Annotated in this window: 22 protein-coding genes and 1 pseudogene; 15 read left to right on the top strand and 8 right to left on the bottom strand. The window is 71.9% G+C overall.

Annotated features, from left to right (window positions below):
• The first annotated feature begins 1 nt into the window (after position 1).
• The 5 genes from ACMCNK_RS18360 (at position 2) to ACMCNK_RS18340 (ending at position 3692) form a co-directional block, all read left to right on the top strand.
• On the top strand, positions 2 to 922 hold the full coding sequence (locus ACMCNK_RS18360; protein WP_412737627.1) for a proline dehydrogenase family protein: 921 nt from the start codon (positions 2 to 4) through the stop codon (positions 920 to 922).
• A 182-nt stretch (positions 923 to 1104) separates the two neighbouring features.
• Entirely contained in the window at positions 1105 to 1317 is a 213-nt protein-coding gene (locus tag ACMCNK_RS18355; protein WP_130509354.1) for a helix-turn-helix domain-containing protein, read from the top strand.
• 206 nt (positions 1318 to 1523) lie between these two features.
• On the top strand, positions 1524 to 1625 hold the full coding sequence (locus ACMCNK_RS18350) for a 30S ribosomal protein bS22 (RefSeq protein ID WP_007465623.1): 102 nt from the start codon (positions 1524 to 1526) through the stop codon (positions 1623 to 1625).
• 70 nt (positions 1626 to 1695) lie between these two features.
• A complete protein-coding gene (locus tag ACMCNK_RS18345) occupies positions 1696 to 2805 on the top strand; it encodes an NAD-dependent epimerase/dehydratase family protein (protein WP_412737626.1) in 1110 nt (369 codons plus the stop codon).
• A complete protein-coding gene (locus ACMCNK_RS18340; RefSeq protein ID WP_412737625.1) occupies positions 2802 to 3692 on the top strand; it encodes a lysophospholipid acyltransferase family protein in 891 nt (296 codons plus the stop codon). Before ACMCNK_RS18345 ends, ACMCNK_RS18340 begins: the two co-directional genes overlap by 4 nt.
• A gap of 32 nt (positions 3693 to 3724) precedes the next feature.
• On the opposite strand, the gene ACMCNK_RS18335 is transcribed toward ACMCNK_RS18340, so the two are convergent.
• Both ACMCNK_RS18335 and ACMCNK_RS18330 read right to left on the bottom strand, forming a co-directional pair.
• The gene (locus tag ACMCNK_RS18335; protein ID WP_412737624.1) at positions 3725 to 4882 is read right to left on the bottom strand and encodes a DUF5667 domain-containing protein; all 1158 of its coding nucleotides are present in this window, start codon (positions 4880 to 4882) and stop codon (positions 3725 to 3727) included.
• Between the two features lie 178 nt (positions 4883 to 5060).
• Complete coding sequence (locus tag ACMCNK_RS18330; protein WP_412737623.1) at positions 5061 to 6020, bottom strand: ECF subfamily RNA polymerase sigma factor, BldN family; 960 nt, start codon at positions 6018 to 6020, stop codon at positions 5061 to 5063.
• A 293-nt stretch (positions 6021 to 6313) separates the two neighbouring features.
• Between ACMCNK_RS18330 and ACMCNK_RS18325 the strand changes: the two genes are divergently transcribed.
• The 8 genes from ACMCNK_RS18325 (at position 6314) to hemB (ending at position 14560) form a co-directional block, all read left to right on the top strand.
• Complete coding sequence (locus ACMCNK_RS18325; protein WP_412737622.1) at positions 6314 to 7828, top strand: AMP-binding protein; 1515 nt, start codon at positions 6314 to 6316, stop codon at positions 7826 to 7828.
• A complete protein-coding gene (locus ACMCNK_RS18320; protein WP_412737621.1) occupies positions 7825 to 8082 on the top strand; it encodes a glutaredoxin family protein in 258 nt (85 codons plus the stop codon). Before ACMCNK_RS18325 ends, ACMCNK_RS18320 begins: the two co-directional genes overlap by 4 nt.
• Positions 8083 to 8126: 44 nt before the next feature.
• Positions 8127 to 8768 carry an HAD family hydrolase gene (locus ACMCNK_RS18315; protein ID WP_412737620.1) on the top strand — a complete coding sequence of 214 codons (642 nt, stop codon included), beginning with the start codon at positions 8127 to 8129 and terminating at the stop codon, positions 8766 to 8768.
• A 231-nt stretch (positions 8769 to 8999) separates the two neighbouring features.
• Entirely contained in the window at positions 9000 to 9737 is a 738-nt protein-coding gene (locus ACMCNK_RS18310; RefSeq protein WP_412737619.1) for a redox-sensing transcriptional repressor Rex, read from the top strand.
• A complete protein-coding gene (locus ACMCNK_RS18305; protein ID WP_412737618.1) occupies positions 9734 to 11053 on the top strand; it encodes a glutamyl-tRNA reductase in 1320 nt (439 codons plus the stop codon). The genes ACMCNK_RS18310 and ACMCNK_RS18305 overlap by 4 nt, the downstream gene beginning before the upstream one ends.
• On the top strand, positions 11050 to 11982 hold the full coding sequence (hemC, locus tag ACMCNK_RS18300; protein WP_412737617.1) for a hydroxymethylbilane synthase: 933 nt from the start codon (positions 11050 to 11052) through the stop codon (positions 11980 to 11982). The genes ACMCNK_RS18305 and hemC overlap by 4 nt, the downstream gene beginning before the upstream one ends.
• On the top strand, positions 11979 to 13562 hold the full coding sequence (locus tag ACMCNK_RS18295) for a uroporphyrinogen-III synthase (protein WP_412737616.1): 1584 nt from the start codon (positions 11979 to 11981) through the stop codon (positions 13560 to 13562). Before hemC ends, ACMCNK_RS18295 begins: the two co-directional genes overlap by 4 nt.
• A gap of 8 nt (positions 13563 to 13570) precedes the next feature.
• Positions 13571 to 14560 carry a porphobilinogen synthase gene (gene hemB, locus ACMCNK_RS18290; RefSeq protein WP_412737615.1) on the top strand — a complete coding sequence of 330 codons (990 nt, stop codon included), beginning with the start codon at positions 13571 to 13573 and terminating at the stop codon, positions 14558 to 14560.
• On the opposite strand, the gene ACMCNK_RS18285 is transcribed toward hemB, so the two are convergent.
• From ACMCNK_RS18285 to ACMCNK_RS18275, 3 genes are read right to left on the bottom strand one after another with little or no spacing between them, the layout of a single operon-like run.
• Complete coding sequence (locus ACMCNK_RS18285; RefSeq protein ID WP_412737614.1) at positions 14557 to 14799, bottom strand: hypothetical protein; 243 nt, start codon at positions 14797 to 14799, stop codon at positions 14557 to 14559. The two genes, hemB and ACMCNK_RS18285, sit on opposite strands and share 4 nt — an antisense overlap.
• Positions 14796 to 16346 carry a radical SAM protein gene (locus ACMCNK_RS18280; protein WP_412737613.1) on the bottom strand — a complete coding sequence of 517 codons (1551 nt, stop codon included), beginning with the start codon at positions 16344 to 16346 and terminating at the stop codon, positions 14796 to 14798. The genes ACMCNK_RS18285 and ACMCNK_RS18280 overlap by 4 nt, the downstream gene beginning before the upstream one ends.
• Positions 16343 to 17089, bottom strand: coding sequence for a prolipoprotein diacylglyceryl transferase (locus ACMCNK_RS18275; protein WP_412737612.1), 747 nt, complete (start codon positions 17087 to 17089; stop codon positions 16343 to 16345). The genes ACMCNK_RS18280 and ACMCNK_RS18275 overlap by 4 nt, the downstream gene beginning before the upstream one ends.
• A gap of 140 nt (positions 17090 to 17229) precedes the next feature.
• On the opposite strand from ACMCNK_RS18275, the gene ACMCNK_RS18270 reads away from it, so the two are divergent.
• Positions 17230 to 17793: a hypothetical protein gene (locus ACMCNK_RS18270; protein WP_412737611.1), complete on the top strand. Its 564-nt coding sequence runs from the start codon at positions 17230 to 17232 to the stop codon at positions 17791 to 17793.
• Positions 17794 to 17856: 63 nt separating this feature from the next.
• Here the strand turns inward: ACMCNK_RS18270 and ACMCNK_RS18265 are convergent.
• The 3 genes and pseudogenes from ACMCNK_RS18265 to ACMCNK_RS18255 form a co-directional block, all read right to left on the bottom strand.
• Positions 17857 to 20190: pseudogene (locus ACMCNK_RS18265) on the bottom strand (endonuclease); the annotation flags it as partial.
• Between the two features lie 145 nt (positions 20191 to 20335).
• Positions 20336 to 21355 carry a GNAT family N-acetyltransferase gene (locus tag ACMCNK_RS18260; protein ID WP_412737610.1) on the bottom strand — a complete coding sequence of 340 codons (1020 nt, stop codon included), beginning with the start codon at positions 21353 to 21355 and terminating at the stop codon, positions 20336 to 20338.
• Positions 21356 to 21445: 90 nt separating this feature from the next.
• Positions 21446 to 22786 (bottom strand): lytic murein transglycosylase, encoded by a 1341-nt coding sequence (locus ACMCNK_RS18255; RefSeq protein ID WP_412737609.1) that lies wholly within the window; start codon positions 22784 to 22786, stop codon positions 21446 to 21448.
• A gap of 109 nt (positions 22787 to 22895) precedes the next feature.
• Here ACMCNK_RS18255 and ACMCNK_RS18250 point away from each other — a divergent pair, with 109 nt between their 5' ends.
• Positions 22896 to 23111, top strand: coding sequence for an FmdB family zinc ribbon protein (locus tag ACMCNK_RS18250; protein ID WP_412737608.1), 216 nt, complete (start codon positions 22896 to 22898; stop codon positions 23109 to 23111).
• Positions 23112 to 23469: the final 358 nt, after the last annotated feature.

Raw genomic sequence — 23469 nt, 5'->3', positions numbered from 1 at the left:
CATGCTCCGTTCCGTCATCCTCGCCGCCGCCGGCTCCAGCCGGATGGAGCGGTTCGTCGCCAACGCCCCTGTCAGTAAGAACATCGTCCACCGGTTCGTCGCAGGCGAGGGCGTCGAGGACGCCCTGCGGGTGAGCCGGGAGCTGGCCGACGACGGCCTTTCGGTCAGCCTTGATCACCTCGGTGAGGACACGCTCACCGCCGAGCAGGCCGTCGCGACCCGCGACGAGTACCTGGCGCTGCTGGGCCGGCTGAAGGAGACGGGCCTGACCCCGACGACCGAGGTCAGCGTGAAGCTTTCCGCGCTCGGGCAGAAGGTCGACGACCGTACGGCGTACGAGCACGCGCGAGCGATCTGCGCCGCGGCGGCCGAGGCGGGCACCACCGTGACCCTGGACATGGAGGACCACACCACCACGGATTCGACGCTGGAGATCCTGGCCGAGCTGCGCAAGGACTACCCGACCACCGGCGCGGTGCTGCAGGCGTACCTGCGGCGCACCGAGGGGGACTGCCGGGAGCTCGCGGCGAGCGGTTCGCGGGTGCGGCTGTGCAAGGGCGCATACGCGGAGCCGGAGTCGGTGGCGTTCCAGTCGGCGCTGGACGTGGACAAGTCGTACGTGCGCTGCCTCAACATCCTGATGGCGGGCGAGGGTTACCCGATGATCGCGACGCACGATCCGCGGCTGATCGCGATCACCGAAGACCGGGCCCGCTGGTTCGACCGGGACCCGTCCGAGTTCGAGATCCAGATGCTGTTCGGTGTGCGTCCGCAGGAGCAGACCCGGCTGGCCGCCGCGGGTTACACCGTGCGCGTCTACGTGCCGTACGGGGATCAGTGGTACCCGTACCTGATGCGCCGGCTGGCCGAGCGCCCGGCGAACCTGGCGTTCCTCGGCCGCGCGCTGACCTCGCGCAAGTAGCGTCTGTCGGCGATCGGCGCGGAAATAGCCATTTCGGGGGAAACCCCACCGATCCGCGGCGAGTCGCCTTGACTTTTTGGTGGCGTTTTCACGGAACGCATCGCCCTGGTCACAGCCGTCTCGATACCGTACTGAAGACACGCACGTTGGCCCCAAGCCTGCGAAGGGATCGGTGCGAGGAGATGACGGGACCAGCCCAGTCCGAGGAACGTCTCTCGGAGGTGCGCTTCCTGACCGTGGCCGAGGTGGCCGCGCTCATGCGGGTCTCCAAGATGACCGTCTATCGCCTGGTCCATGGCGGCGACCTGACCGCCGTACGGGTCGGTCGCTCGTTCCGCGTGCCGGAACATGCAGTTCATGAGTATCTGCGCGGGGCGTTCAGCCAGAGTGCCTGACGGCGTGGCGGGGGCCCTGTTGGTCCGGGGGAGGTCGGGCCGCTACGCTGAAGCGGCTGGTTCCCAGGTCTTCGTGCGCGCCAGTGGCGTTGGTGGTCGCCACCACCGCCTCGTGCCGGGCCTGGGCCGCGGTCCAGTTCGGAGACCGGACGCGCCGTAATGCGCGGTCCGCTCCGACCCCTACATGGTTTCGAGAGGCTTGTCGTATGGGCTCCGTGGTCAAGAAGCGCCGCAAGCGTATGGCGAAGAAGAAGCACCGTAAGCTGCTGCGCAAGACCCGCGTCCAGCGTCGTCGTCTCGGCAAGTGACCCCCGGCCGGGCCACTGGCCCGGCCGCGTCACCCACGCAACCGCCGCCGACCCCCGAAGGGCATACGTGGTGACGTCTTCCGCCCCGGCTGCGCCGCGGGTCGTCGTGGTCACCGGGGTCAGCCGCCTACTCGGCGCTCGCGTGGCGTCACAGCTCGCCGCCGACCCGCGAGTCGAACGCGTCATCGGCCTGGATCCGCACGAACCACCGCCGCCCCTCGCGGGCCTGCTGGAGGACGTCGAGCTGATCCAGGCCGACGCGCGGGCCGCCACGGGCGCGCTCGCCGAACTCGGCGCGGAGGCACTCGTCCACGTCGCCATCACCGGTGCCCCCGACCCCCAGCACGGCGGTCGCGCGGCGATGAAAGAACAGAACGTCATCGGCACGATGCAGTTGCTCGCCGCCGCCCAGGGCGCGGCGCGGCTGCGCAAGCTCGTGGTCCGCTCGTCCACCGCCGCGTACGGCGCGTCGTTCCGCGACCCGGCCGTGTTCACCGAGGACACCGAACCCCGGGCGGTGCCGCGCGGCTCCTTCGCCCGCGACATCCTCGACATCGAGGGGTACGTGCGCGGCTTCCGCCGCCGCCGTCCCGACGTCACCGCCACGGTGCTGCGGTTCGCTCCGTTCATCAGCTCGACCGCCGAGACCAGCCTCACCCGGTACTTCGCCCAGCCGGTGGTGCCCACGGTGCTGGGCCGCGACGCCCGGCTGCAGTTCGTGCACGTGGACGACGCACTGGAGGTCCTGCACCGCGCGGTCATCGAGGACCATCCCGGCACGTTCAACGTGGCGGGCGCCGGGGTGCTGGCGCTGTCCCAGGCGGTGCGCCGGGCCGGGCGCATCTCGGTGCCGCTGCCCGAGTCCACGCTCTCCTCGCTGAGCGGGGCGGCGCGCGCGGCCGGCATCGGCCAGATCGGGCTGGACCAGATCGACCTGTTCGTGCACGGCCGCGTGGTGGACACCGCCCGGCTGGAGCGCGAGTTCGGCTTCACGCCCCGCACCACCGCGGCCGCGTTCGACGACTTCATCCACGGCCACACGGGCGGTTCCTCGCTGACCGCGGACCGGATCGTCGCGGCCGAGCAGGCCATCCTCGACGGGATCCGCCGGGTGCGCGCGGCCGCGTCGGGCACCGGCCGCCCGGCAGCGCTCGACGCCGTGGCGGGTGACCAGTCATGACCCTCGACGCGGTGCACCCCGGCGACGACGCGCCCCGGGACGTGGCCGATGTGTGGGATCGGCGGGTCGCGAGCGGCCTGGCGTTCCTGCGCCGCCGGCTCACCGGGGCGTACGAGGTGGACGACTTCGGCTTCGACCCCGAGCTGACCGACACGCTGTTCTACCCGATGCTGCGGCTGCTGTACCGGGACTGGTTCCGTACCGAGGTCTTCGGCATCGAGAACGTCCCCGACGACGGCGGCGGGCTCGTGGTCGGCAACCACTCCGGGACGATCGCGCTGGACGCGCTGATGCTGTCCGTGGCGCTGCGCGACGGCACCCCGGCCGGCCGGCACCTGCGGCTGCTCGGCGCGGACCTGGTGTTCAGCGTCCCGTTGATGTCCGAGCTGGCCCGCAAGGCCGGCGCGACCGTGGCCTGCAATCCGGACGCCGAGCGGCTGATGCGCACCGGTGAACTGGTCGGTGTCTTCCCCGAGGGGTTCAAGGGGATCGGCAAGCGCTACTCGGAGCGGTACAAGCTGCAGCGCTTCGGCCGGGGCGGCTTCGTGTCGGCGGCGCTGCGTACGGGCACGCCGATCGTTCCGGTGGCGATCGTCGGGGCCGAGGAGATCTACCCCATCCTGGCCGACTTCAAGCCGCTGGCCCGGCTGCTCGGGATTCCGTACTTTCCGGTCACGCCGACGTTCCCGTGGCTGGGCCCGCTGGGGCTGGTGCCGCTGCCGAGCAAGTGGCTGATCCAGTTCTGCCCGCCGATCCCGACCGCGCACCTGCGCGACTCCGCGGACGACCCGATGGTGGTCTACAACCTCGCGGACCAGGTGCGCGAGACGATCCAGGCCAGCCTGTACGCGCTGCTGGAGAAGCGGCCGGACCCCTTCGGCCTGTAGCCGAAGGGGTCCGCTTCACGTACTGCTCCGGTTCAGCTTTCGTCGCCGAACACCCCGCCCAGGAGCCCCCCGAGCAGGCCCTTGTGGCTTCCGTTGCCGGACTGCGAGTCGGCGGACGACGCGGGGGAGGCGGTCGGTTCCGGGCCGTCGTCGGGCGCGGCGGTACCGGGCGGGACCGTGTCCGCCGCGGGCTTGTCGCCGTCCGCGGCGGTGGTGGTGCTGTGTTCCGGCTTCGCCTTGGTGGTGTTTTTGCCGGCCGCGCCCTGTTTGCCGGGCTTCCCCGTGCCGGACTGCTCTCGTTCGGACGTGGTGTCCGCGCCGGCCGGGCAGTCGCGCAGCTTCGGGCCCAGCTCGTCCGTACCGGCCGGGGTGGGGTTGTCGCAGGCCAGGGCGTCCTTCAGGCCATCGGCCCGGCGCAGCACGTCCTCCAGCAACTGCAGAGAGGTGACCACCCGCGCCCGGTCGAGGGGGCTGAGCCCGTCCAGGACCGGGGTGAGGGTGTGCTGCTGGCCCACGACGAAGGACTCGATCGTGGTGAGCGGGGCGACGTCGTGCCGGGTGACGGCCGCCGAGGTGAGCAGCCGCACGCCGGTACGGGTGTCCGCGTCCATGTCGTTGAGGACCTGGCCGAAGCTCCCGCCCGTACCCATACCGGCCGCTTCGAGGAGCCGGTTGCGGGCGAAGTCCAGGGACAACTGGCCGCGGGTCAGGTCGGAACCGGCCATGGCGAGCTGGGCTCGTTCGGTGGAGCGCTTGACGCCGTACAGGGCGTCGCCGGGGGCGGCGTTCTCGCTGGCTGCGGAGATGCCGGAGACCGCCATGGCGCCCGCGGCGACCCCGATGACAATGGCGCCGCGTGCCCGGAAGCGCCGGACCACCCCGCCCCGCAGGCCGCCGCCGTGGTCCAGCCCGCCGACGGGCAGCGGATCCGCCTCGACGGCCGAGGCGGAACGGCCGATCCCGTCGCGTTCCGCGGTGGCGACCAGCATGGCGCGCAGGCCGACCCGGAAATCGGCGTCGACCCGGACGCCGGGCCGGACCGCGGAAAGGCTGTGGCCGATGGCGACCAGCTCGGCGAGCTGCTCGTCCGCCTGGGCACGGGCGTGGTGCCGACGCCCGCCGATCGTCTCGTCGAGCAGCTCTGCGAAGCGCTCGGCACTGCGGCGGTCGAGGAAATCGAAGTTCACCACGGGCACCTCCCTTCGCTCGTGATTGTGTCGTCGGCTCCGTTGCCGGCAGTCGCGACGTCGGCGGAGGACTTGCCGTCCTGCGCGGGTCGCACCCGGTCAAACGCTCGACGGGCGCGTACGGTTACGGGTCGGGGACTGCCAGGAGGTGGGGTGGAGATCGACATCGGGGAAAATGTCGTCACCACTGGAACCCTTCGGGCAGCAGCCGGGCGAGCGCCCGGACGGCCCGGTACTGCAGGGCCTTGATGGCGCCCTCGTTCTTGCCCATGGTCTGTGCGGTCTCGGCCACGCTGAAGCCCTGCAGGAAGCGCAGCACGATGCACTCCTGCTGTTCCGGGTTGAGCTGTTTGACCGCGGTGAGCAACGCGACGTTGGTGATGTGGTCGACGACCGCCGCCTCCGGGCTGCCCTCGGGGCCCCGGTCCTCGCGGTCGGCGTCGAGCACGTCGCCGGTGGTCACCTCCAGGCGGTACCGGCCGGACTTGAAGTGGTCCGCGACCAGGTTGCGGGCGATCGTGACCAGCCACGCGCCGAGGTCGCGGCCCTGCCAGGTGAAACTGCCGATGCGTTTGAGCGCGCGCAGGAACGTGTCCGAGGTGAGGTCCTCGGCGAGCTGGCGGTTGCCCACCCGGAAGTAGACGAACCGGAACACCGTGTCGACGTACCGGTCGTAGATCAGGCCGAACGCCTCGGCCTCGCCCGCCTGGGCCCGCTCGACCAGCGCCCACACCTCGGCGGCGGCGTCCGTGGGGTCGGGGCGCGCCGGGTATCGGGGCGGCTCGGTTTCGGTCGGGGGGCCCGTGGTGCTCTGCGTGGGCACGACCACGCCGGTGTCACCGTCGGCCGCCGGGATCTCGCCGGGGCGCTGTCCCGGGCCGGGCTGGGCGGGCATCGCGGGCCGGCCCGGTGCGGTCACCCGGCCCGCGACCGGCGTGACGTTGCCGGAGGGCGGCAGGTGCTGGCCGGGCGACTGGTTGAGGTGCGGCCGGTTGGGTGCCCGCCTGGTGCCGTCCCCGCGGATCGCGTGCGCGATCATCCCGTCCACGCTGCGCCGCAGGGCGGTCAGACCCTCGGTGAGCGCGAGGCGTGCGGCGAACACGTCGCGGCGGTACGGGTCGCCGGCGTACACATGGCTCACTGCGCCTCCTTGTCCCGGCAGTCGGTCAAATCACAGCAAAAGGGGTGGGGCTTCCCAGCAACGTGCCGGGCCGGCCTCACCCACGGGTGTGGAATCCGTTACACGAGTGGGAAGTGTTACGGACCTTGAACACTCCGAGTCGCACACCGTGTGCGCTGGGCGAGATTAGCCCGAAGTGGCACACACGGGACGTCAGGAACTTTGTGTCATCATGTCGGGCACGCTTGTCGCGGGTGACGGACACCGCGTGCGTGGCACCCGTTCGGGTGGCCGATGTGCCAGACTCGGGCCTCGTGCAGGACGTTGCCCCCGACCCCGTACGCGCGGCCGCCGCGCGTCGCCCCGACGCCACCGCCCTGATCGCGGGCGAGACCGTGCTGAGCTGGCAGGACCTCGACGCCCGCGTCGACGAGGCGGCCCGCCGTCTGTGGGCGCTGTGCCCGCAGGCCGGCGCCCGGGTCGCCCTGATCCTGGGCAACACGCTCGACTGCGTGGTCGCGTTCCACGGCGTGCTGCGCGCGGGCCTGGTCGCGGTGCCGCTCAACCCGGGCTACACCGACGACGAGCTGTCCTACGCGCTCGGGGACGCCGGTGCGGCCGTGGTGGTCGCCGAGGATGCGGTGCGGGCCCGCCTGCGTCCGGGGCAGGCGGTGGTCGTACCCGCGGAATTGCCCGTCGCCGACGAGCCCGGCACCGCCCCCGCCGCGCCGCGGGCCGACCAGGTCGCGGTCCTGCTCTACACCTCCGGCACGAGCGGGCGGCCGAAGGGCGCCATGCTCAGCCATGCGGCGCTGGCCGCCAACCACGACCAGCTCGACAGCATCGACCCACCCGTCGTCGGCCCGGACGACGTCGTGCTGCTGGCGGTGCCGCTGTTCCATGCGTACGGGCTGAACACCGGCCTGGGCACGGTCGCGCACCACGGCGCCTGCGGCGTGCTGGTCGACAAGTTCGACCCCGCCGGGTCGCTGGCCACAGCCGCCCGGCACGGCGTCACCGTCACCCTGGGCGTGCCTTCCATGTACGCGGCCTGGTCCCGTCGCCCCGAGGCGGCGCAGGCCCTGGCCGGGCTGCGCACCGCGGTCTGCGGCGCCGCCCCGCTCGACCCGGCCGACGCGACCCGCTTCGAGGAGGCCACCGGCACCCGGATCATCGTCGGGTACGGGCTGACCGAGACCGCCCCGGTGCTCACCACCACGGCGGTCGGCACCCGGCACAAGACCGGCTCGATCGGGCGCCCGCTGCCCGGGGTGTCGCTGCTGCTGCGCGCCGCGGACGGCACTGTGCTGTGGCGCGACGGCACCGCATCGCCCGACGAGGACCTGGCCGAACTGGATCTCGCGGTCGCGGACTCCGACGGCACCGACCCCGGCGAGATCGTGGTGCGCGGGCCCAACCTGTTCTCCGGGTACTGGCCCGACGGGCACGGCGGGCCGGACGCGGACGGCTGGTGGGGCACGGGCGACGTCGCGTACGCCGACGGCGACGGCGACCTCGTTCTGGTCGACCGGATCGGCGAGCTGATCCTGGTGAACGGCTTCAACGTCTACCCCGCGGAGATCGAACGGGTGCTCGCCGAGCATCCCGGGGTGGCCGAGGCCGCGGTCATCGCGGCACCGGACCCGGAGACCGGCCAGGCGCCGCACGCGTTCGTGGTGCCCGCCACCGAACTGCCGCCCACCCCCGCGGAGCTGACCGAGCACTGCGCGCGGTGGCTGGCCCGCTTCAAGCTGCCGAAGGCGATCGACATCGTCGCCGAGCTGCCGCACTCCCCGATCGGCAAAGTCCGCAAGAGTGCCCTCTCATGAGTCGGATGACGTTGATCAGCCGGGACGGCTGCCACCTGTGCGAGGACGCCGAGAAGGTGCTCGACCGCATCGCGGCGGAGACCGGGGAGCAGTGGACCCGGGTCGACGTGGACGGCTCGATCGAGCTGGAACGCGACTACGGCGACCGTGTCCCGGTGCTGCTGCTGGACGGCCGCGAGCACGGCTACTGGCGCATCGAGGAGGCCCGGCTGCGCCGCGATCTGGCCCGTCCGCCGGGGACGCCACCGCTGTGAATATCTCGGAAGCGGTTGTCGGTACCGGCCGCTAAGGTCGTCGGGTGGCGCGCAAACACCTGGTCTGGGACTGGAACGGCACCCTGCTCGACGACCTGCACCTCGTGGTCAGTTCGACGAATCACGCGTTCGCGGCGATGGGTGGTCGCAGCGTCGGCACCGACGAGCACCGGCGCCGGTTCCGCCGCCCGGTTGCCGAGTTCTACGCCGAGATCCTGGAACGGGCGGTCGACGCCGAGGAGTTCGGCCGGCTCGACCGGATCTTCCACGAGGCGTACCGGCTGGGGCTGACCACCGCGTCGCTGGCTGCGGACGCGCAGGCCGCGTTGACCGCCTGGCCCGGCACCCAGTCGCTGCTGTCCATGTGGTTCCACGAGGAGCTGGTTCCCGCGATCGAGACGTACGGGCTGGCCGGGGTGTTCACCCGGGTCGACGGGCTGCGTACCGAGGTGGGCGGTGACCTGAAGGCGCGCCATCTCGCCAACCACCTCGCCGAGCTGGGGGTCTCCGGCTCCGACGTGGTGCTGATCGGCGACTCTCTGGACGACGCGAGCGCCGCGGAGTCCGTGGGCGGCGCCGCGGTGCTGTACACGGGTGGCTTCACCGACCCGGCCCGGCTGCGGGCCTCCGGCCTGCCGGTGGCCGACACGCTGGTGGACGCGGTCACCCTCGCCCAGGAGCTGTGACACCGGCCGTCCAAGTGGCCGATCGGCCCGGCTGGGGGCCATACTCGTACGCGTCGGCGCCTGCTAGCACGCCGGCCCGACCTTTGTCCAGTTCTCCTATCAAGATCGCGATTTGTGCACGCCTTCACAAGCGCCTACTGTGTGAGTCCGGCGGGCCCCGGTACCACAGCCGCGTCCGGCAGGTCTTCAGGGGTTCGCCGCAGGTTCGCCACCTCGTCGGCACGGAGTCAGATGAGCCAGCAGCGGCACGGAAGCACACCCGGCAACGCCGGCGCCGTCCCCGCCTTCCCGGATCTGCCGGAGGCGACGATCGCGCGGCTCCCGGAGTATCTTCGCGCGCTGCACCACCTGGCCGAGTCGGGCGCGGACACGATCTCCAGCGAGGGCCTCGCCGCCGCTGCGGGGGTCAACTCGGCGAAACTGCGCAAGGACCTCTCCCACCTCGGCTCGTACGGCACCCGCGGCGTCGGCTACGACATCGCGCTGCTGGTCGACCAGATCGAGTACATCCTCGGCCTGGATCAGCGCCGCGCGGTCTGCCTCGTCGGCGTCGGTAACCTCGGGCACGCCCTCGCCGGGTATGCGGGCTTCGCCAGCCGCGGGTTCCGCATCGTCGCGCTCTTCGACGCCGATCCCGCCCGCGTCGGCGAGCAGATCAACGGCCTCACCGTCCGGCACTTCGACGACCTGCCCCGCGTGGCCGCCGCCGAGGCACTCGCGATCGGCGTCATCGCCACCCCGGCCGGCTCCGCCCAGGCGGTTGCGGACGGCCTGGTCGCCGCCGGGGTGACGAGCATCCTGAACTTTGCTCCCTGTGTGCTGTCGGTGCCGCCGGGGGTCGACGTCCGCAAGGTCGACCTCGCCATCGAGCTCCAGATCCTCTCTTTCCACGAGCACCGCAAGGCCTCGCTCACCGCCCTGCCGGGTGGGCGCGAGAACGCCGGCGGGCAGGAGGCGGTCGGGTCGTGAACCTCCTCAGCGTCGGTGCGTCCTACCGCACCGCGGGCGTAGGCACGCTCGAACAGCTGACCATTGCCGAGTCGGACATCCCCGCGGTGTTGCAGCGCCTGGTCGCCCAGCCGTACATCGGCGAGGCCGTCGTGCTGTCCACCTGCAACCGGGTCGAGGTGTACGCCGCGGTCACCGGTTTCCACGGCGGGCTCAGCGACGTCTGCAACGTTCTCGCCGAACAGTCCGGCCTCGCCGCGGGTGACCTCGCCGGGCACCTGTACGTGCACTACGACGAGGCCGCCGTCCAGCACTCGTTCCAGGTCTCGTCCGGGCTCGACTCCATGGTGGTCGGTGAGGCGCAGATCCTCGGGCAGCTCCGCGACGCGTACCACGCGGCGACCGAGGCGGACACGGCCGGACGCCTGCTGCACGAGCTCATGCAGCAGGCGCTGCGGGTCGGCAAGCGGGCGCACGCCGAGACCGGCATCGACCGCGCCGGCCAGAGTGTCGTCACGGCCGCCCTCGACCTGGCCCGCGACCACTTCCCGGGCGGCATCGAGGGCCGCACCGCGCTGATCGTCGGCGCCGGGGCCATGGGCGCGCTGTCGCTGGCCACGCTCACCCGCGCCGGCGTCGGCCCGCTGCGGATCACCAACCGCAGCGCCCAGCGGGCCGACCGGCTCGCCGAGGCGTACGGCGCCACCGGAGTCCCGTACGCGGATCTCGACGCCGCCCTCGCGGACGTGGACATCGTGGTGACCGCGACCGCCGCGCCCGAGCCGGTGCTGACCCGCGAGCGGCTCGCCGCGGTCCTGGCCCGCCGCACCGATGCCGCCCAGCCGCTGGTCGTGCTCGACCTGGCCGTGCCGCGCGACGTCGCCGCGGACGCCGCCGAGCTGACCGGCGTCGTCGTCATCGACATCGACGGCCTCGCCAGCAGCCGCCGCACCCCACCCGCGGCAGCCGAGACCGCCGCCGTGGAGCAGATCGTCGCCGCCGAGGTCGAGCACTTCCTCGGCTGGCTGCGCGGTGCCGACATCGCGCCGACCGTCGCCGCGCTGCGCACCCGCGCCGACGAGGTGGTCGCGGGCGAACTGGCCAAGCTGACCGCCCGCCGCCCCGAATTCACGCCCGAGCAGCGCGCGGACGTCGCGCGTACGCTGCACCGGGTCGTCCAGCAGCTGCTGCACTCGCCGACCGTGCGGGTGCGCCAGCTCGCCGCGGAACCGGGCGGGGATCAGTACGCCGCGCTGCTGCGCGAGCTCTTCGACCTGGACGTGCCGATGGCGACCCAGGCCGACGCCGTACCCGAGATCGGGGAGACCACCGCATGATCGCCGCCCTTCGGCTGGGCACACGGGGCAGCGCCCTGGCCCTCGCCCAGTCCCGGATGGTCGCGGACGCGTTGACCGCGGCCACCGGCCGCCCGGTGGAGCTGGTCCGGATCCAGACCGCGGGGGACCGTTCGGCCGCCCCGGTCGCCCAGCTCGGGGTGGGCGTGTTCGTGTCGGCATTGCGCGACGCACTGCTCGCCGACGAGATCGACTTCGCGGTTCACTCGTACAAGGACCTGCCGACCGGGGCGCACCCGCGGCTGCACATCGCGGCGATCCCGCAGCGGGAGGACCCGCGCGACGCGTTGGTGGCGCGCGACGGCCGTACGCTGGCCGAGCTGCCGCCCGGCGCTTCCATCGGCACCGGGGCCGTGCGCCGCATCGCCCAGCTGCACGCCCTGGGCCTGCAGTTGCAGGTCACCGCGATCCGCGGGAACGTGGACAGCCGCATCGCACGGGTGCTCGGCCCCGAGGCCGACCTCGACGCGGTGGTGCTGGCCCGGGCCGGCATCGCCCGCCTCGGCCGGACCGCCGAGATCACCGAGACGCTGGACCCGATGCTGATGTTGCCCGCCCCCGCCCAGGGTGCGCTGGCCATCGAGTGCCGGGCCGGCGACGCAGACCTGGTCGAGCTGCTGGCCGTGCTCGACCACGCACCGTCCCGGGCCGCCGTCACGGCGGAACGGGCCATGCTCGCCACGCTCGAGGCGGGATGCTCCGCCCCGGTGGCGGCACACGCCGAGCTTGCGGAGGGCGAGCACGGCGACGAGATTTACCTGCGCGGTGCGGTGATCAGCCCGGATGGGGCCCGAGACATCCGGCTGTCACGCACCGGAACGCCCGCCGACGCGGCGGAGATCGGCAAGGCCCTGGCCGCCGACCTCCTCGACGCCGGCGCCGACACCCTGATGGGGAGCACAGAGAAATGACCACCCGCACTCGTAAGTCCGGCGGCCGCATCGCGTTCGTCGGCGCCGGTCCCGGCGACCCGGGCCTGTTGACCCGCCGGGCCCACGACGCCCTGGCCGACGCCGACCAGGTGGTCTTCGACCGGGGCGTGCCCGAGTCGCTGCTGGCGGCGATCCGTGCGGAGGCCAAGGAGGACGCCCAGTTCAGCCCTGCCGAGGGCGCGCCCGGCGACGTCGCCAAGGTGCTGCTGTCCGCGGCGAAGTCGGGACTGTCCGCGGTGCACCTGGTCGCCGGTGACCCGTTCGGCCACGACTCGGTCGTCAAGGAGGTGCAGGCGGTCGCCCGTACCGCGGTGCAGTTCGAGGTCGTGCCCGGTGTGGGCCAGGCCGCGGGCGTCGCCACGTACGCGGGTGTGCCGCTGCCCGGTGTGCGCAGTGTCGCCGACATCGACGACATCGCCGCCCTGGACTTCGAGGCGCTGGCCGCCGCCGCCGCGCGCGGCTCGTTCGCGGTCGCGGTCGACGCCGGTGACCTCGCCACGGTCCGCGACGGGCTGATCGCCGCGGGCGTCGAGCCCGGCACCGGAGTAGGCGTGACCGGCGACGGCACCGGCGAGACGCAGTACACCACCACCTCCACCGTGGACAGCTTCGTCGCCGCCGCGCTCGGCTTCACCGGCCGCGTCGTGCTCACGGTCGGTGCGAACGTCGCCCACCGCGACAAGCTGAGCTGGTGGGAGAACCGCCCCCTGTACGGCTGGAAGGTGCTCGTCCCGCGTACCAAGGAGCAGGCCGGCGCGATGAGTGCCCGGCTGCGCGCGTACGGGGCGATCCCGTGCGAGGTGCCGACGATCGCGGTCGAGCCGCCGCGTACCCCGGCGCAGATGGAACGCGCGGTCAAGGGCCTGGTCGACGGCCGGTACGCGTGGGTCGTGTTCACCTCGGTCAACGCCGTACGCGCGGTGTGGGAGAAGTTCGGCGAGCACGGCCTGGACGCCCGCCACTTCGGCGGTGTGAAGATCGCCTGCATCGGTGAGGCCACCGCGGAGGCGGTGCGCGCGTTCGGCATCCAGCCCGAGCTGATTCCGGCCGGGGAGCAGTCCAGCGAGGGCCTGCTGGCGGAGTTCTCGCCGCACGACGAGATCCTCGACCCGGTCGGCCGGGTGCTCCTGCCGCGCGCCGACATCGCCACGGAGACCCTGGCCGCCGGCCTGATCGAGCGGGGCTGGGAGGTCGACGACGTCACCGCGTACCGGACGGTGCGCGCGGCGCCGCCGCCGGCCGAGATCCGCGACGCGATCAAGTCGGGCGGCTTCGACGCGGTGCTGTTCACGTCGTCGTCCACGGTGCGCAACCTGGTCGGCATCGCGGGCAAGCCGCACGCTCGCACGGTCGTCTCCGTGATCGGCCCGAAGACCGCCGAGACGGCCACCGAGTTCGGCCTGCGGGTGGACGTCCAGCCGCAGCACGCCTCGGTGCCGGACCTGGTCGAGGCGCTCGCCGAGTACGCGATCGAGCTGCGCGAGAAGCTGGCCGCCATGCCCGCCAAGCAGCGCCGCGGGTCCAAGGTGCAGGGACCCACGGCCCTCCGTTTCCGCTAGGGAGCACAATGCCGTACCCCGAGATCCGCCCGCGCCGGCTGCGCCGGACCGCGTCCCTGCGCCGCCTCGTCGAGGAGACGCGGGTCGCCCCGGCTGAGCTGGTGCTGCCGCTGTTCGTCAAGGAAGGGCTGACCGAGCCGCGCCCGATCAGCTCGCTGCCGGGCGTCGTGCAGCACTCGCGGGAGTCGCTGCGCAAGGCGGCGCACGAGGCGGTGGGGGCGGGCATCGGCGGCCTGATCGTGTTCGGCGTGCCGGAGCAGGCCAGCAAGGACGAGACCGGCTCGGGTGGTCTCGACCCGGACGGCATCCTCAACGTGGCGATCCGCGACGTGATCGCCGAGGTCGGCGACGCCACCGTGGTCATGGGTGACCTGTGCCTGGACGAGTTCACCACGCACGGCCACTGCGGGGTGCTCGCTCCCGACGGCAGCGTCGACAACGACGCCACCCTGGAGCTGTACGCCCAGATGGGCGTCGCGATGGCCGAGGCCGGTGCGCACGTGGTGGCCCCGTCGGGGATGATGGACGGCCAGGTCGGCGCGATCCGCAAGGGCCTGGACCGGGCCGGGCACAGCGACGTGTCGCTGCTGGCGTACGCGGTGAAGTACGCGGGCGCGTTCTACGGCCCGTTCCGGGAGGCGGTCGAGTCGACGCTGCAGGGCGACCGGCGCACGTACCAGCAGGACCCGGGCAACATCCGGGAGGCGCTGCGCGAGGTCGACCTGGATGTGGCCGAGGGCGCGGACATGGTGATGGTCAAGCCCGCTCTGCCGTACCTCGACGTCATCGCCGCGGTCCGTGACCGGGTCGACGTCCCGGTCGCCGCGTACCAGGTCTCGGGCGAGTACGCGATGGTCGAGGCGGCCGCCGCCAACGGCTGGGTCGACCGGGAACGCGTCATCCTGGAGAGCTTGACGTCCATCAAGCGGGCGGGCGCCCAGATCATCCTGACGTACTGGGCCACCGAGGCCGCCCACCTGCTGCGCCAGCGGTACTAGGTCCAACGGGTGATCGCGCCGGCAGCGCCGGCCGCTGCCAGGACCACCAGGTAGGCCAGCACCAGGCGGACGTCCCGCAGGACGCAGGCGGACCGGCGCAAGCCCTGCCGGTGCGCCCGCAGATAGCCCGCGAATGCGAGCACCGCGAACGCGGTCACGGCGACCGGCCCGGCGACCCAGGTCAACACCGCAACGGTCGCGTACACGCACAGCCGAAGTGGATCGTGCGGGGCGCTCACGGTGACACCGCCCGCGGCAGCCGCTGGGCGGCCAGCTGTGGCCAGGCTTGGACGGCGCAGAACGGCGCGCACTGATCCCGCCGATCCCGCCGCGTCGCGACGTGGATGCAGCATTGCGTCAGCCGTTCCTCGATCATCGTCGCCATGTCCATGAACGGCTTGACGGTGATCCGTTTGACCCGGTCGGCCAGCATGCGACGCAGCCGTTCGTGGTTGCCCGGCAGCGCCGAGGAGGCCAACGCGGTCAGCGTGCCGATGCCGAGGTCGCAGTTGGTGCAGATGTCGCGCCACAGGTCCCCGATCCGTGGGTGGGACAGCGACGACTGCTCGGACAGCAGCCCCAGCAGGGAGTCCTTGACCGCCTGCCGCAGGTGTGCGGGCAGATCGGTGTCGGCGATCCGGTTGGCCACCAGGTCGGGCGACAGTTCCAGCAGCTCCAGCAGTCTGTCCGTGCCGATCAGGGCGGTCAGCGAACGCCACCGCCCGGTGTCGTCGCGCAGCAGGTAGCCCACCGAGCAGCAGTGCGGATGCGAACAGGGCAGGGCGGTGAGGTCGCGCCAGGTGACCAAGTCGCCGGACTGCGGGCCGAGCCGTGCCAGCACCCCGGTGTGGGTGAGCCGGTCCCGCCAGTCGATCGGGGCGGAACGCCCGGACCCGAACTGCGGCTGGATCGACACCCCACCCACGTACGGGGTGTCGAGCGCGCGCTTGATCACGGCACCGATCTGGTCGTCGTTGACGCCGAGCGCGGCCGTCATGGTCAACGTGGTGAAGATGCCCCGCCCGCTGAGCCGGTCGATCGCCTGGTCCTTGAGCCGTCGCAGGTCGGCGCCGCGGTGCAGGCGGTGTGCCCGCTCGGTGACACCGTCGTACTGCAGGTAGACCTCCAGCCGGTGGCGGTGGCGGGCCAGCAGGTCGAGCAGCGCGTCGTCGCGGGCGACGGCCAGGCCGTTCGTGTTGAGCAGGATGCGCACCACCGGCCGGGCCGCGAGCTCGTCGAGCAGATCGCCCAGCTGCGGGTGGAGGGTGGGTTCACCCCCGGAGAGCATGAGTACGTCGAGCCGCCCGTTCTCCCGCGAGATCCGGGTGTCGACACCGGCCAGGATGTCGGCGAGCGGGACGACCGACTGGATCGCCGGTGACGAGTCGGCGAAACAGGTGGGGCAGCGCAGGTTGCACGTGTCGGTCAGGTCGGTCAGCAGGATGCAGGTGTGCTGGGTCTGCATCTCGGGCAGCCCGTCGAGATACCCCGCGGGGATCGGCGTGAAGTTGCCCGCCAGGTCCGCCCGGTGTTGTTTGGTGGGCGCGGTCCACCGTTCCAGATATTCGAGGATCTCCGGGTCCTCGTCGTACAGCGTGCTGATCAGGCCGTGGCGGGGGCAGCCGCGTTCCAGCCAGACCCGGCCGTCGCGGACGGCCAGCCGGCCCGACAGCCGGGCCACCTCGGCGAGGTCCCGCAGGGGTTGCTCGGTGTGGCACTGCGGGCAGAAGGCGTTGACGTACCGGTGGATGCGGTCGCCGCGCAGCGGCATGCCGAGCGTGCTCATCGGACCTTCACTCTCCCGTTCACCTTCCAGATCCGCCAGGCCAGCAGCGGCGCGCAGCACAGCAGGAACCATTGCGGCCGGGTCAGCCCGTCGGCCACCACCTGGTTGCCGCGGACGAACTCCACCCCGAACCGGAAGATCGCGTATGCGGCGAGATACCCCGTGAAAAGGGCGTCCGGCCGGCTCACACGGTCGCGCAGCAGCACCAGCGCGCCCAGGGCGAGCAGCTGGAAGACGATTTCGTACGCGAATGAAGGGTGCAGTGGCACACCGGCCCGCGCGCCGGGGATGCGGGCGGCGGCTTCCGGGGTCAGGATGATGCCCCAGCGGCCACCGGTGGGGGTGCCCGGAAGTTCGGTGAGCAGGCAGCCGATCCGGCCGACCGCCATGCCGGCGGCCACCGCGGGGGCGAACAGGTCGCCACTGTGTTCGGTGTAGCCGCACAGCCGTTTGGCGACGAGCACCCCGGCGTACGCGCCGAGCAGCCCGGAGAGGATGCTGCGGTTGCCGTACAGCCACTGCTGGGCGAGGCCCGCGTTGTCGCTCAGCCGTGAATGCTGCAGCCAGGTGCCGATTCTGGAGAAGATGGCGCCTCCGGTCAGGGCGCCCGCGACCAGATACCAGAGCCGCGGGTCATGCCGTTCGCGGCGGTGCGTCTCGGCGGCGAAGACGGCTGCCGCGACGGCGAGACCGAGGCCGGTGAAGAACTCGTGCGTCTCGACCGGCATGGGACCTAATTGCATCTTGCTAGATATAGCCACTAACTCCGTACTATATGGGTCATTCTGCCCAGGTGACACCGAACCGGCCGCCGAGTCATGCCGAGGCCAAGCACGGCGTCGAGCAACGGATGTCGGCAGTCCTGCGCGACTGCCCTGGTCTGATGGCCGTTCCCCTCCCGCCACCGCGGATCCATCAGGAGGCCGCGCTCGCGTCGCCCACCTCGGGGAACCGGGTCCGGGCGGGCGCCATCGCGGTCAACCTTCCGCCGGAGCAGGCGTTCGCGGCCGTGACCGAGCACTGCCGACGTTCCGGCTACCAGGTCACCGACGCCGGTGGCATGAACGGCCGCCTGCTGGTCGCCACGGACCCGGCGGGATATGCCGTGACCCTGCGGCAGCAGGCCGGCGAGCCCCCGATTCTGATCGTCGCGTCCCCGCCGCGGCCCCGCCTGTCCTCGTCGGGCAAGACCTGGATCGGCGTCGCCGCGGGTGCCGTGGTGGGCTTCGTCCTGCCCTGCCTGACGGGGCTCAGCCCGTTGTCCGACCTGCCGTACGTGGTCAGCGCGAACGCGCAGTGGTTCGTCTGGGTGCCGTTCTTCGCCTTGGGGGTGCTGGGCTGCCTGCTCCATCCCGCGGCCCGCCCGTTCGGCGTCGGCCTGCTCATCGGTGGCTCGGTCGTCGGCATCGCCATGGCCAGCATCTGCACCAGCGTCATCTCCAGCTAGCAGGGAAACGCGCGAGGGCCCGGCGGTGTCATCTCACCGCCGGGCCCCTTTGCTTCCCGCGAGCTAGTCGTCGTTGACGATCGTGCCGGTGGCGATCGGCCGGCCCTGCCGGACCGACGTCGAGATGCCCACGAACGCCAGGGTCAGCTTCTCGTCCGGCTCCCGCACGTCGTCGCCGCGAACGGTCACCGTGAAACTCGTGGCCGTCTCACCTGCCGCGATGGTGCGGCAACCGACGTACGGGTCGAAGTCGAGCACCGGCCATGCGGTGTTCGGCGCGGCGAATGCGCACACCGTCAGCGGCTGGCTCATCGGCCGCGACAGCGTCACGGGGAACACCAGCTTGGTGGTTGTGCCCTTGGCTCCTTCGGTGACCCGCGCGTCCGCCACGGTCAGCGCCGGGCGTGACTGGAACCGGATCACCTGCGGGTCGTGGTCGCTGACGCCGCGATTCGCGTCCCCCCGGTCGTTGCCGGAGTAGTCCGAGTTGATGTGCGCCGAACGGATCTGGATCAGGTCGGCGTACAGGGCGTCGGTGACGAAGACGTTGTCCAGCGTCTGCGCCTGCCCCTCGAAGTCGTACGAGTACGCCGCGGCCGGCACGTCCTTCACCAGGTCGTCCCACAGGTTGTGCAGGCCCGCGTTGTACAGGGGGCCGAGCTGGTCGCCGGGGTGGGCGGGGACCGGATCGTCGGGGCGGGGGAACACGTTCAAGTCACCGCCGTACACGACCCGGGCGTGCGGGTGGGCCGCCTCGATCGCGGTGACCAGCGCCGCACCGTACGTGGCCTGCTCGGTGCGCTGCCCGACCCGGGCGTCCGGCCCGGACGAGTAGTGGTTGCTGATCGCCCAGAGCTGGTAGTGCTCGTCGGAGCCCGGAGCGGCCTTGACGTCGAACAGGCCGACCTGCGGGGCCCGCGTGAAGACGTTCGAGCCGTCCACGCCGGTGGACTTGTCCACGTCCGCGGGGAGCACCGCGTTCAGGGCCTTCGGGTTCGACACGTCGGTGTCGGCGGGCAGCGGGGCACCCCGGTACACGACCTTCGGGGCGGCGCCGAGCACGGCGTCGTCCGCGGCCGGTGCGGCCAGCGACAGCCGGTCCGTACGGTAGAGGAACGCCGCGGTGATGCCGCGGGCGTCGGCCCCGGTCCGGTCGAACGCCGCATCGTACGCGGGCCCGCCGGCGGTCTTGACCGCGAGCGCCAGCTCCTGCAGCGTGTCCGGCTTGCCGTCCGCGTTGTTGGTGTCGCCGCAGGTCAGAGCGCCACCGGTGACGGTGCAGATGTCCTGGTCCTCGGCCTCCTGAGCGAGGATCAGGTCGGGGCTGTGCAGGTCGTCGACGATCTGCCCGGCCAGCACGCCCAGCCGCTTCTGGTACTGCTCGGCGCTTGCCGGGACGTAGTCGAACGGCGGCTTGACCCCGGTGCAGCCCGGGTTCCCGGTGAAGTCGCAGCCGTCGAACGGATCGTCGCGGAAGTCGTACAGGTTCTCCACGTTGAACGTGGCGACCGCGACCTCGCGGTTGCGGTCGGCGGCCTTCGGCGGGTTGTTCTTCGCCGGGTCCGGGCCCTGCGCGAACGCGATCGACGCCGGCTGGATGCTGTACTTGCTGAACGCGTAGTAGACGCCGCCGATCGCGTCGCCGCTCACCGTGTCGAACGTGCGCGCGGGGGGCAGCACCGAGTCGGCGTCGCCCACGGCCGCCTTGGTCCCCATCGGGCCGAGCAGGATCCGGTCGCCGTTCCCGTTGTCGACCGTGCCGGGCTGGTCGTCCAGCGGGTGCGCGTCGCGGAACACCCGCCGCGTGTACGGGTCAGGGCGCTGCATCAGCGGGTCGTCCCGGTCGATCGCCCACACCTCGGCGTCGTCCGTGCTGTCGTACACCTTGGTGCCGGACACGATCCCGGAGCCGGAGCGGACGCGCAGCTGCATGCCCTCGTGCCGCTCCCAGAACAGGTCCGCGGCGGCGCTGTCGGCGGGCGGGGCGGCGTTGTCGATCTGCACCTCGGCGGGCACGTCCAGGCCGGTCGCCAGCGTGCTCACGTACTCGGCGCCGGACAGCTCGGTGAGGTTGAAGTACTCGCTGACCTTCGCCTTGATGACGATCTCGTCGCCCACCTTGGGGGTGTAGCCGCCGATCAGGGTGGTGAACGTCGAGGTGTAGACGAAGATGCCGTCGGATGTGTTCGGGTCGCCGTCCGTGGCGTCCTTGCGGCTCTGCAGGAAGAAGCCGTACTGCTTGGTGCCGGTGTCCGTGTGTGACAGGGCGAGCTCGGTGACCACGCCGCGGACCAGGTACTTCGTGGAGCTGGTGCCGTTGCCGGACGGGGGCGCGAGCGGAGAGCGCTGGGTACGCGGCGCGGTCGTGGTGCTGCCTTGCACCGCGCCGATGGTCAGCGGCTCGTCCGCCGCGTGGGCCGCGCCGGGGAACAGGGTGGTCGCCGCGATTATGGATACAGCGATACTGGGCAATATGCGTCGGTAGCGCACGAAGCCTCCACTGGGGAGCTGAACAGGGTAATGCCGACGCTAAAGCCCCAGGTCAGTCCGTGGGTTCCAAGGTCTGTACCAGTTGCGCAACATCGGCGCCATATTCATACCAGTCACGATCCATCTGGAAGCCCAACTCGGCGTTAACCGTGATCATCGATTCGTTGTGCCGCGCGTTCCACGTCTGCACCTCCAGCAGACCCGGCTCCGCCGCGCGCAGCTCGAACAGCATCCGCGCCTTGATCGCCCGGTCGATGCCGTGCCCCCGGTGATCACGGACCACGATCGTGTCGTACTGATCCGCCCGCTCCGGATGCTGGGCCGGGACCACCACCTCGGTGAGGCCCGCCACCACCCCGGTCGCCTCGTGCACCGCCAGCACGATGTACGGCTTCAGGCCGCGCTTGTGCAGCGTCTGCAGGCTGTCGCGTAACCGCTGCGGATCGGACGACCGGGGGGCCAGGTCCAGGTCGTTGTCGTCGTCCTGAGCCTCCAGCTTGGCCTGCGCATACGCCTCCAGCAGCCCCTCCGGAGGCCCGCCCGGGTGGTACTCGATGCGGTAGCCGTGCGCGATGCCGTTGCCCATCGACCCCAGTGCGTCCCAGTCCACCTTGGAAAGGGTTAGCACGCTGCGCATCTCCACATACTCGCGCTCGAAGCCGATCGACTCGTAGAACGCGATGGCCGGGGTGCCGCCGATCACCTCGACCCCGATGGACGAGAAGCCCTCCAGGTATGCGCGGCGCGCGGCGACCGCGACGAGCTGCTGACCCAGGCCGCGACGGCGCAGTGCCGGGTGGACCAGCACCTCCAGCACGCCGATGTCGCCGAGCAGCAGGATGCTCACGTGGCCGTAGACCCGGCTCTCGCCCTCGGGGAGGCGGTCGTCCTCGGCGACCCAGCAGATCCGGCGCTCACCGGGCATCGTCTCGGCCAGATACTCCCTGACCTGCACGTCCTGCCACGGTGGATCGTCGGGGAGGTCCGCGGCCAGCACCGCGTTCAGCGTCTCCACGAGCGATCGGATCTCCCCCGGCGACGCGGCCCGGGGATCCCACTCACGCACCCTCACGCGTACAGCTTGCCGGTCCGGCGAGCGTCAGGGAAGGCCCAACGATGCATTCGTATGTGGTCCGTCACTGTGGGTTGACAATCTCGCCGTTCAGGCCCGGCTTCGCTGGCCGTACGTGTTCGCCGCGTCGAAAACCTTCTGCGCGTACGGCCGCACCGCGTTGTACGACAGGATCGCGTCCCACCAGGCGTCCGCCTTGGACATGTCCCGGCCGTTGCGGCACAGGTAGACCGCGGCGGTCAACGCGGCGTCGTCGATGTCGTTCGGATCGGCGAGCCCGCTGTTGTCCGCGTCGACCGCGTTCTCCTTCCACGTCGACGGGATGAACTGCAACGGCCCGACCGCCCGGTCGTACGTCGCGTCACCGTCGATCACGCCCTGGTCGGTGTCGCGGATCAACTGGCGGCCGCCCTTGCCGTCCAGCGGCAAGCCGTAGATCGGTGGCTGCACCGAACCGTCCACGCCGAGCACCGCGCCGTGCGCGCTGCCGTGCGCCGACTCCACATCGGCGATGGCAGCCAGCGTCGTCCAGTTGAGATGGCAGCTCGGGGTCGTGCGGGCCACCACAAGCTCGGCGTACCCGTAGGCCTGCACCGCCACGACCGGGATGCCGACCCGCGTGCCCACCTGCTGCGCCCAGCCCGCCAGGGCATCCGCGGGGCGGGCGCCGGGGCCCGCCGGGCCGGACGGGCCGGTGCCACCGGGGAAGTTCGGGCCGCCCGGCCGGCCGGGGACGCTGCCGGACGGCAGGGGGCCGGCCTGGTCGATCGGGAAGCCCGGGTCCGTGCTCGGCGAGGCGGCCCGGGGTAGTGACTTCGGCACGAGGTACGCGCCCGCAGATCCGGCCGCGCCCATCAACAGGACGGCGATGATCGCGGGAAGGATGAGCCGGCCGCTGGGGCGCTTGGCCCAGGCGGACGTACGGCGCCCGGCCGCGCGGGCCACCGGGATCGGGTTGGCGTGCCGCAGCAGGCGAGTGGCGCGGCGATTCGGCGCGGTCGTTCCTCCGGCGGCCGTGGGGGGATCGCCCGGGCCGCCCTTCTGCTCGCCGTCGATGCTGGCCGCCGCCGCCGCCGCCGCCGCCGCCGTGGACGCGGACGCCGGTCTAGTGTCGCCGGTTTCGGTCCCGCCGGACTTGGCGGCGTCTGGTTCGATGTCGCCGGTTTCGGTCGTGCCGGGCTTGGCGGCGCCGGTTTCGGTCCCGCGGGTTTTGCCGGGCTTGGCGGTTTCCGTTTCCGAGTCGTCTGCGGGGGTGGGGTTCTTGTCCGGATTGCGGACGTCTGAACCTGGCTGCGGGGAATTATTCGCAACGAGGGGTTCGTGAGCGGCGCCCGAGGGCACCTCGGCCGCGCTGCCGATGGGCTCGCTGCCGTGCGGTGCGGGCGGCCGCACCTCCGGTGTACCCGATTGACTGTCCTGCCCGTCCCCCACGCCCCGACCCTACCCGGCGGCGGCATCAGCCGAGGCCCCGCGACCCGGGCGTCGATCTTCGGGTGAGACGGGGCGGCGCGCGGCCGGGCGGACACCCTAGGCTGTCGGAATGCCGCGTTACGACTACCGCTGCCGCTCCTGCGGCGACACGTTCGAGGTGACCCGCCCGATGAGTGAGGCGTCCGCCCCGGCCGCCTGCCCGCAGGGTCACGGCGACACGGTGAAGTTGCTGTCCACGATTGCGGTGACCGGGCGTGGCGGCGCGGCCCCCTCGGCCCCGGCCGCAAGCGGAGGCGGCTGCTGTGGGGGCGGCTGCGGCTGCTGACGCCACCTGGTCGCATGCCCGGCCGCTGAACGCCTGCTAATCGCTTGCATGCCTGCTGGTCGCTTGACTGGCCGCCGACGCCTGTCGGTCGCGAGCCCGGCTGCCTGAATTGCTCGAACTGTCCTTCATGGACGGATGGGTCCCGCCCGACAATCCGTTGCCGAGATCACGAGGCGGACCTTCGGGACGTATCGTTTCTCCTGTGAACCCCAGCCCACGAACGGCGTACGCCTTCGTGAGTGTGTTCAATCTCGCCCCGGGCCACGGGCCATCGGTTTCGCCGCAACCCGACGCGGTTCCTCTCGTTACGTCACGCGAAGTGCCACGCGTGACCGTCGATGATTCGTCGGGGTGTCGC

This window comes from Krasilnikovia sp. MM14-A1259 (assembly GCF_047159535.1).
In the GTDB taxonomy this organism is placed as follows: Bacteria; Actinomycetota; Actinomycetes; order Mycobacteriales; family Micromonosporaceae; genus Actinoplanes.
The sequence above is the reverse complement of the archived record's forward strand: the minus strand, read 5'-3'. Positions and strand labels throughout refer to the sequence as shown.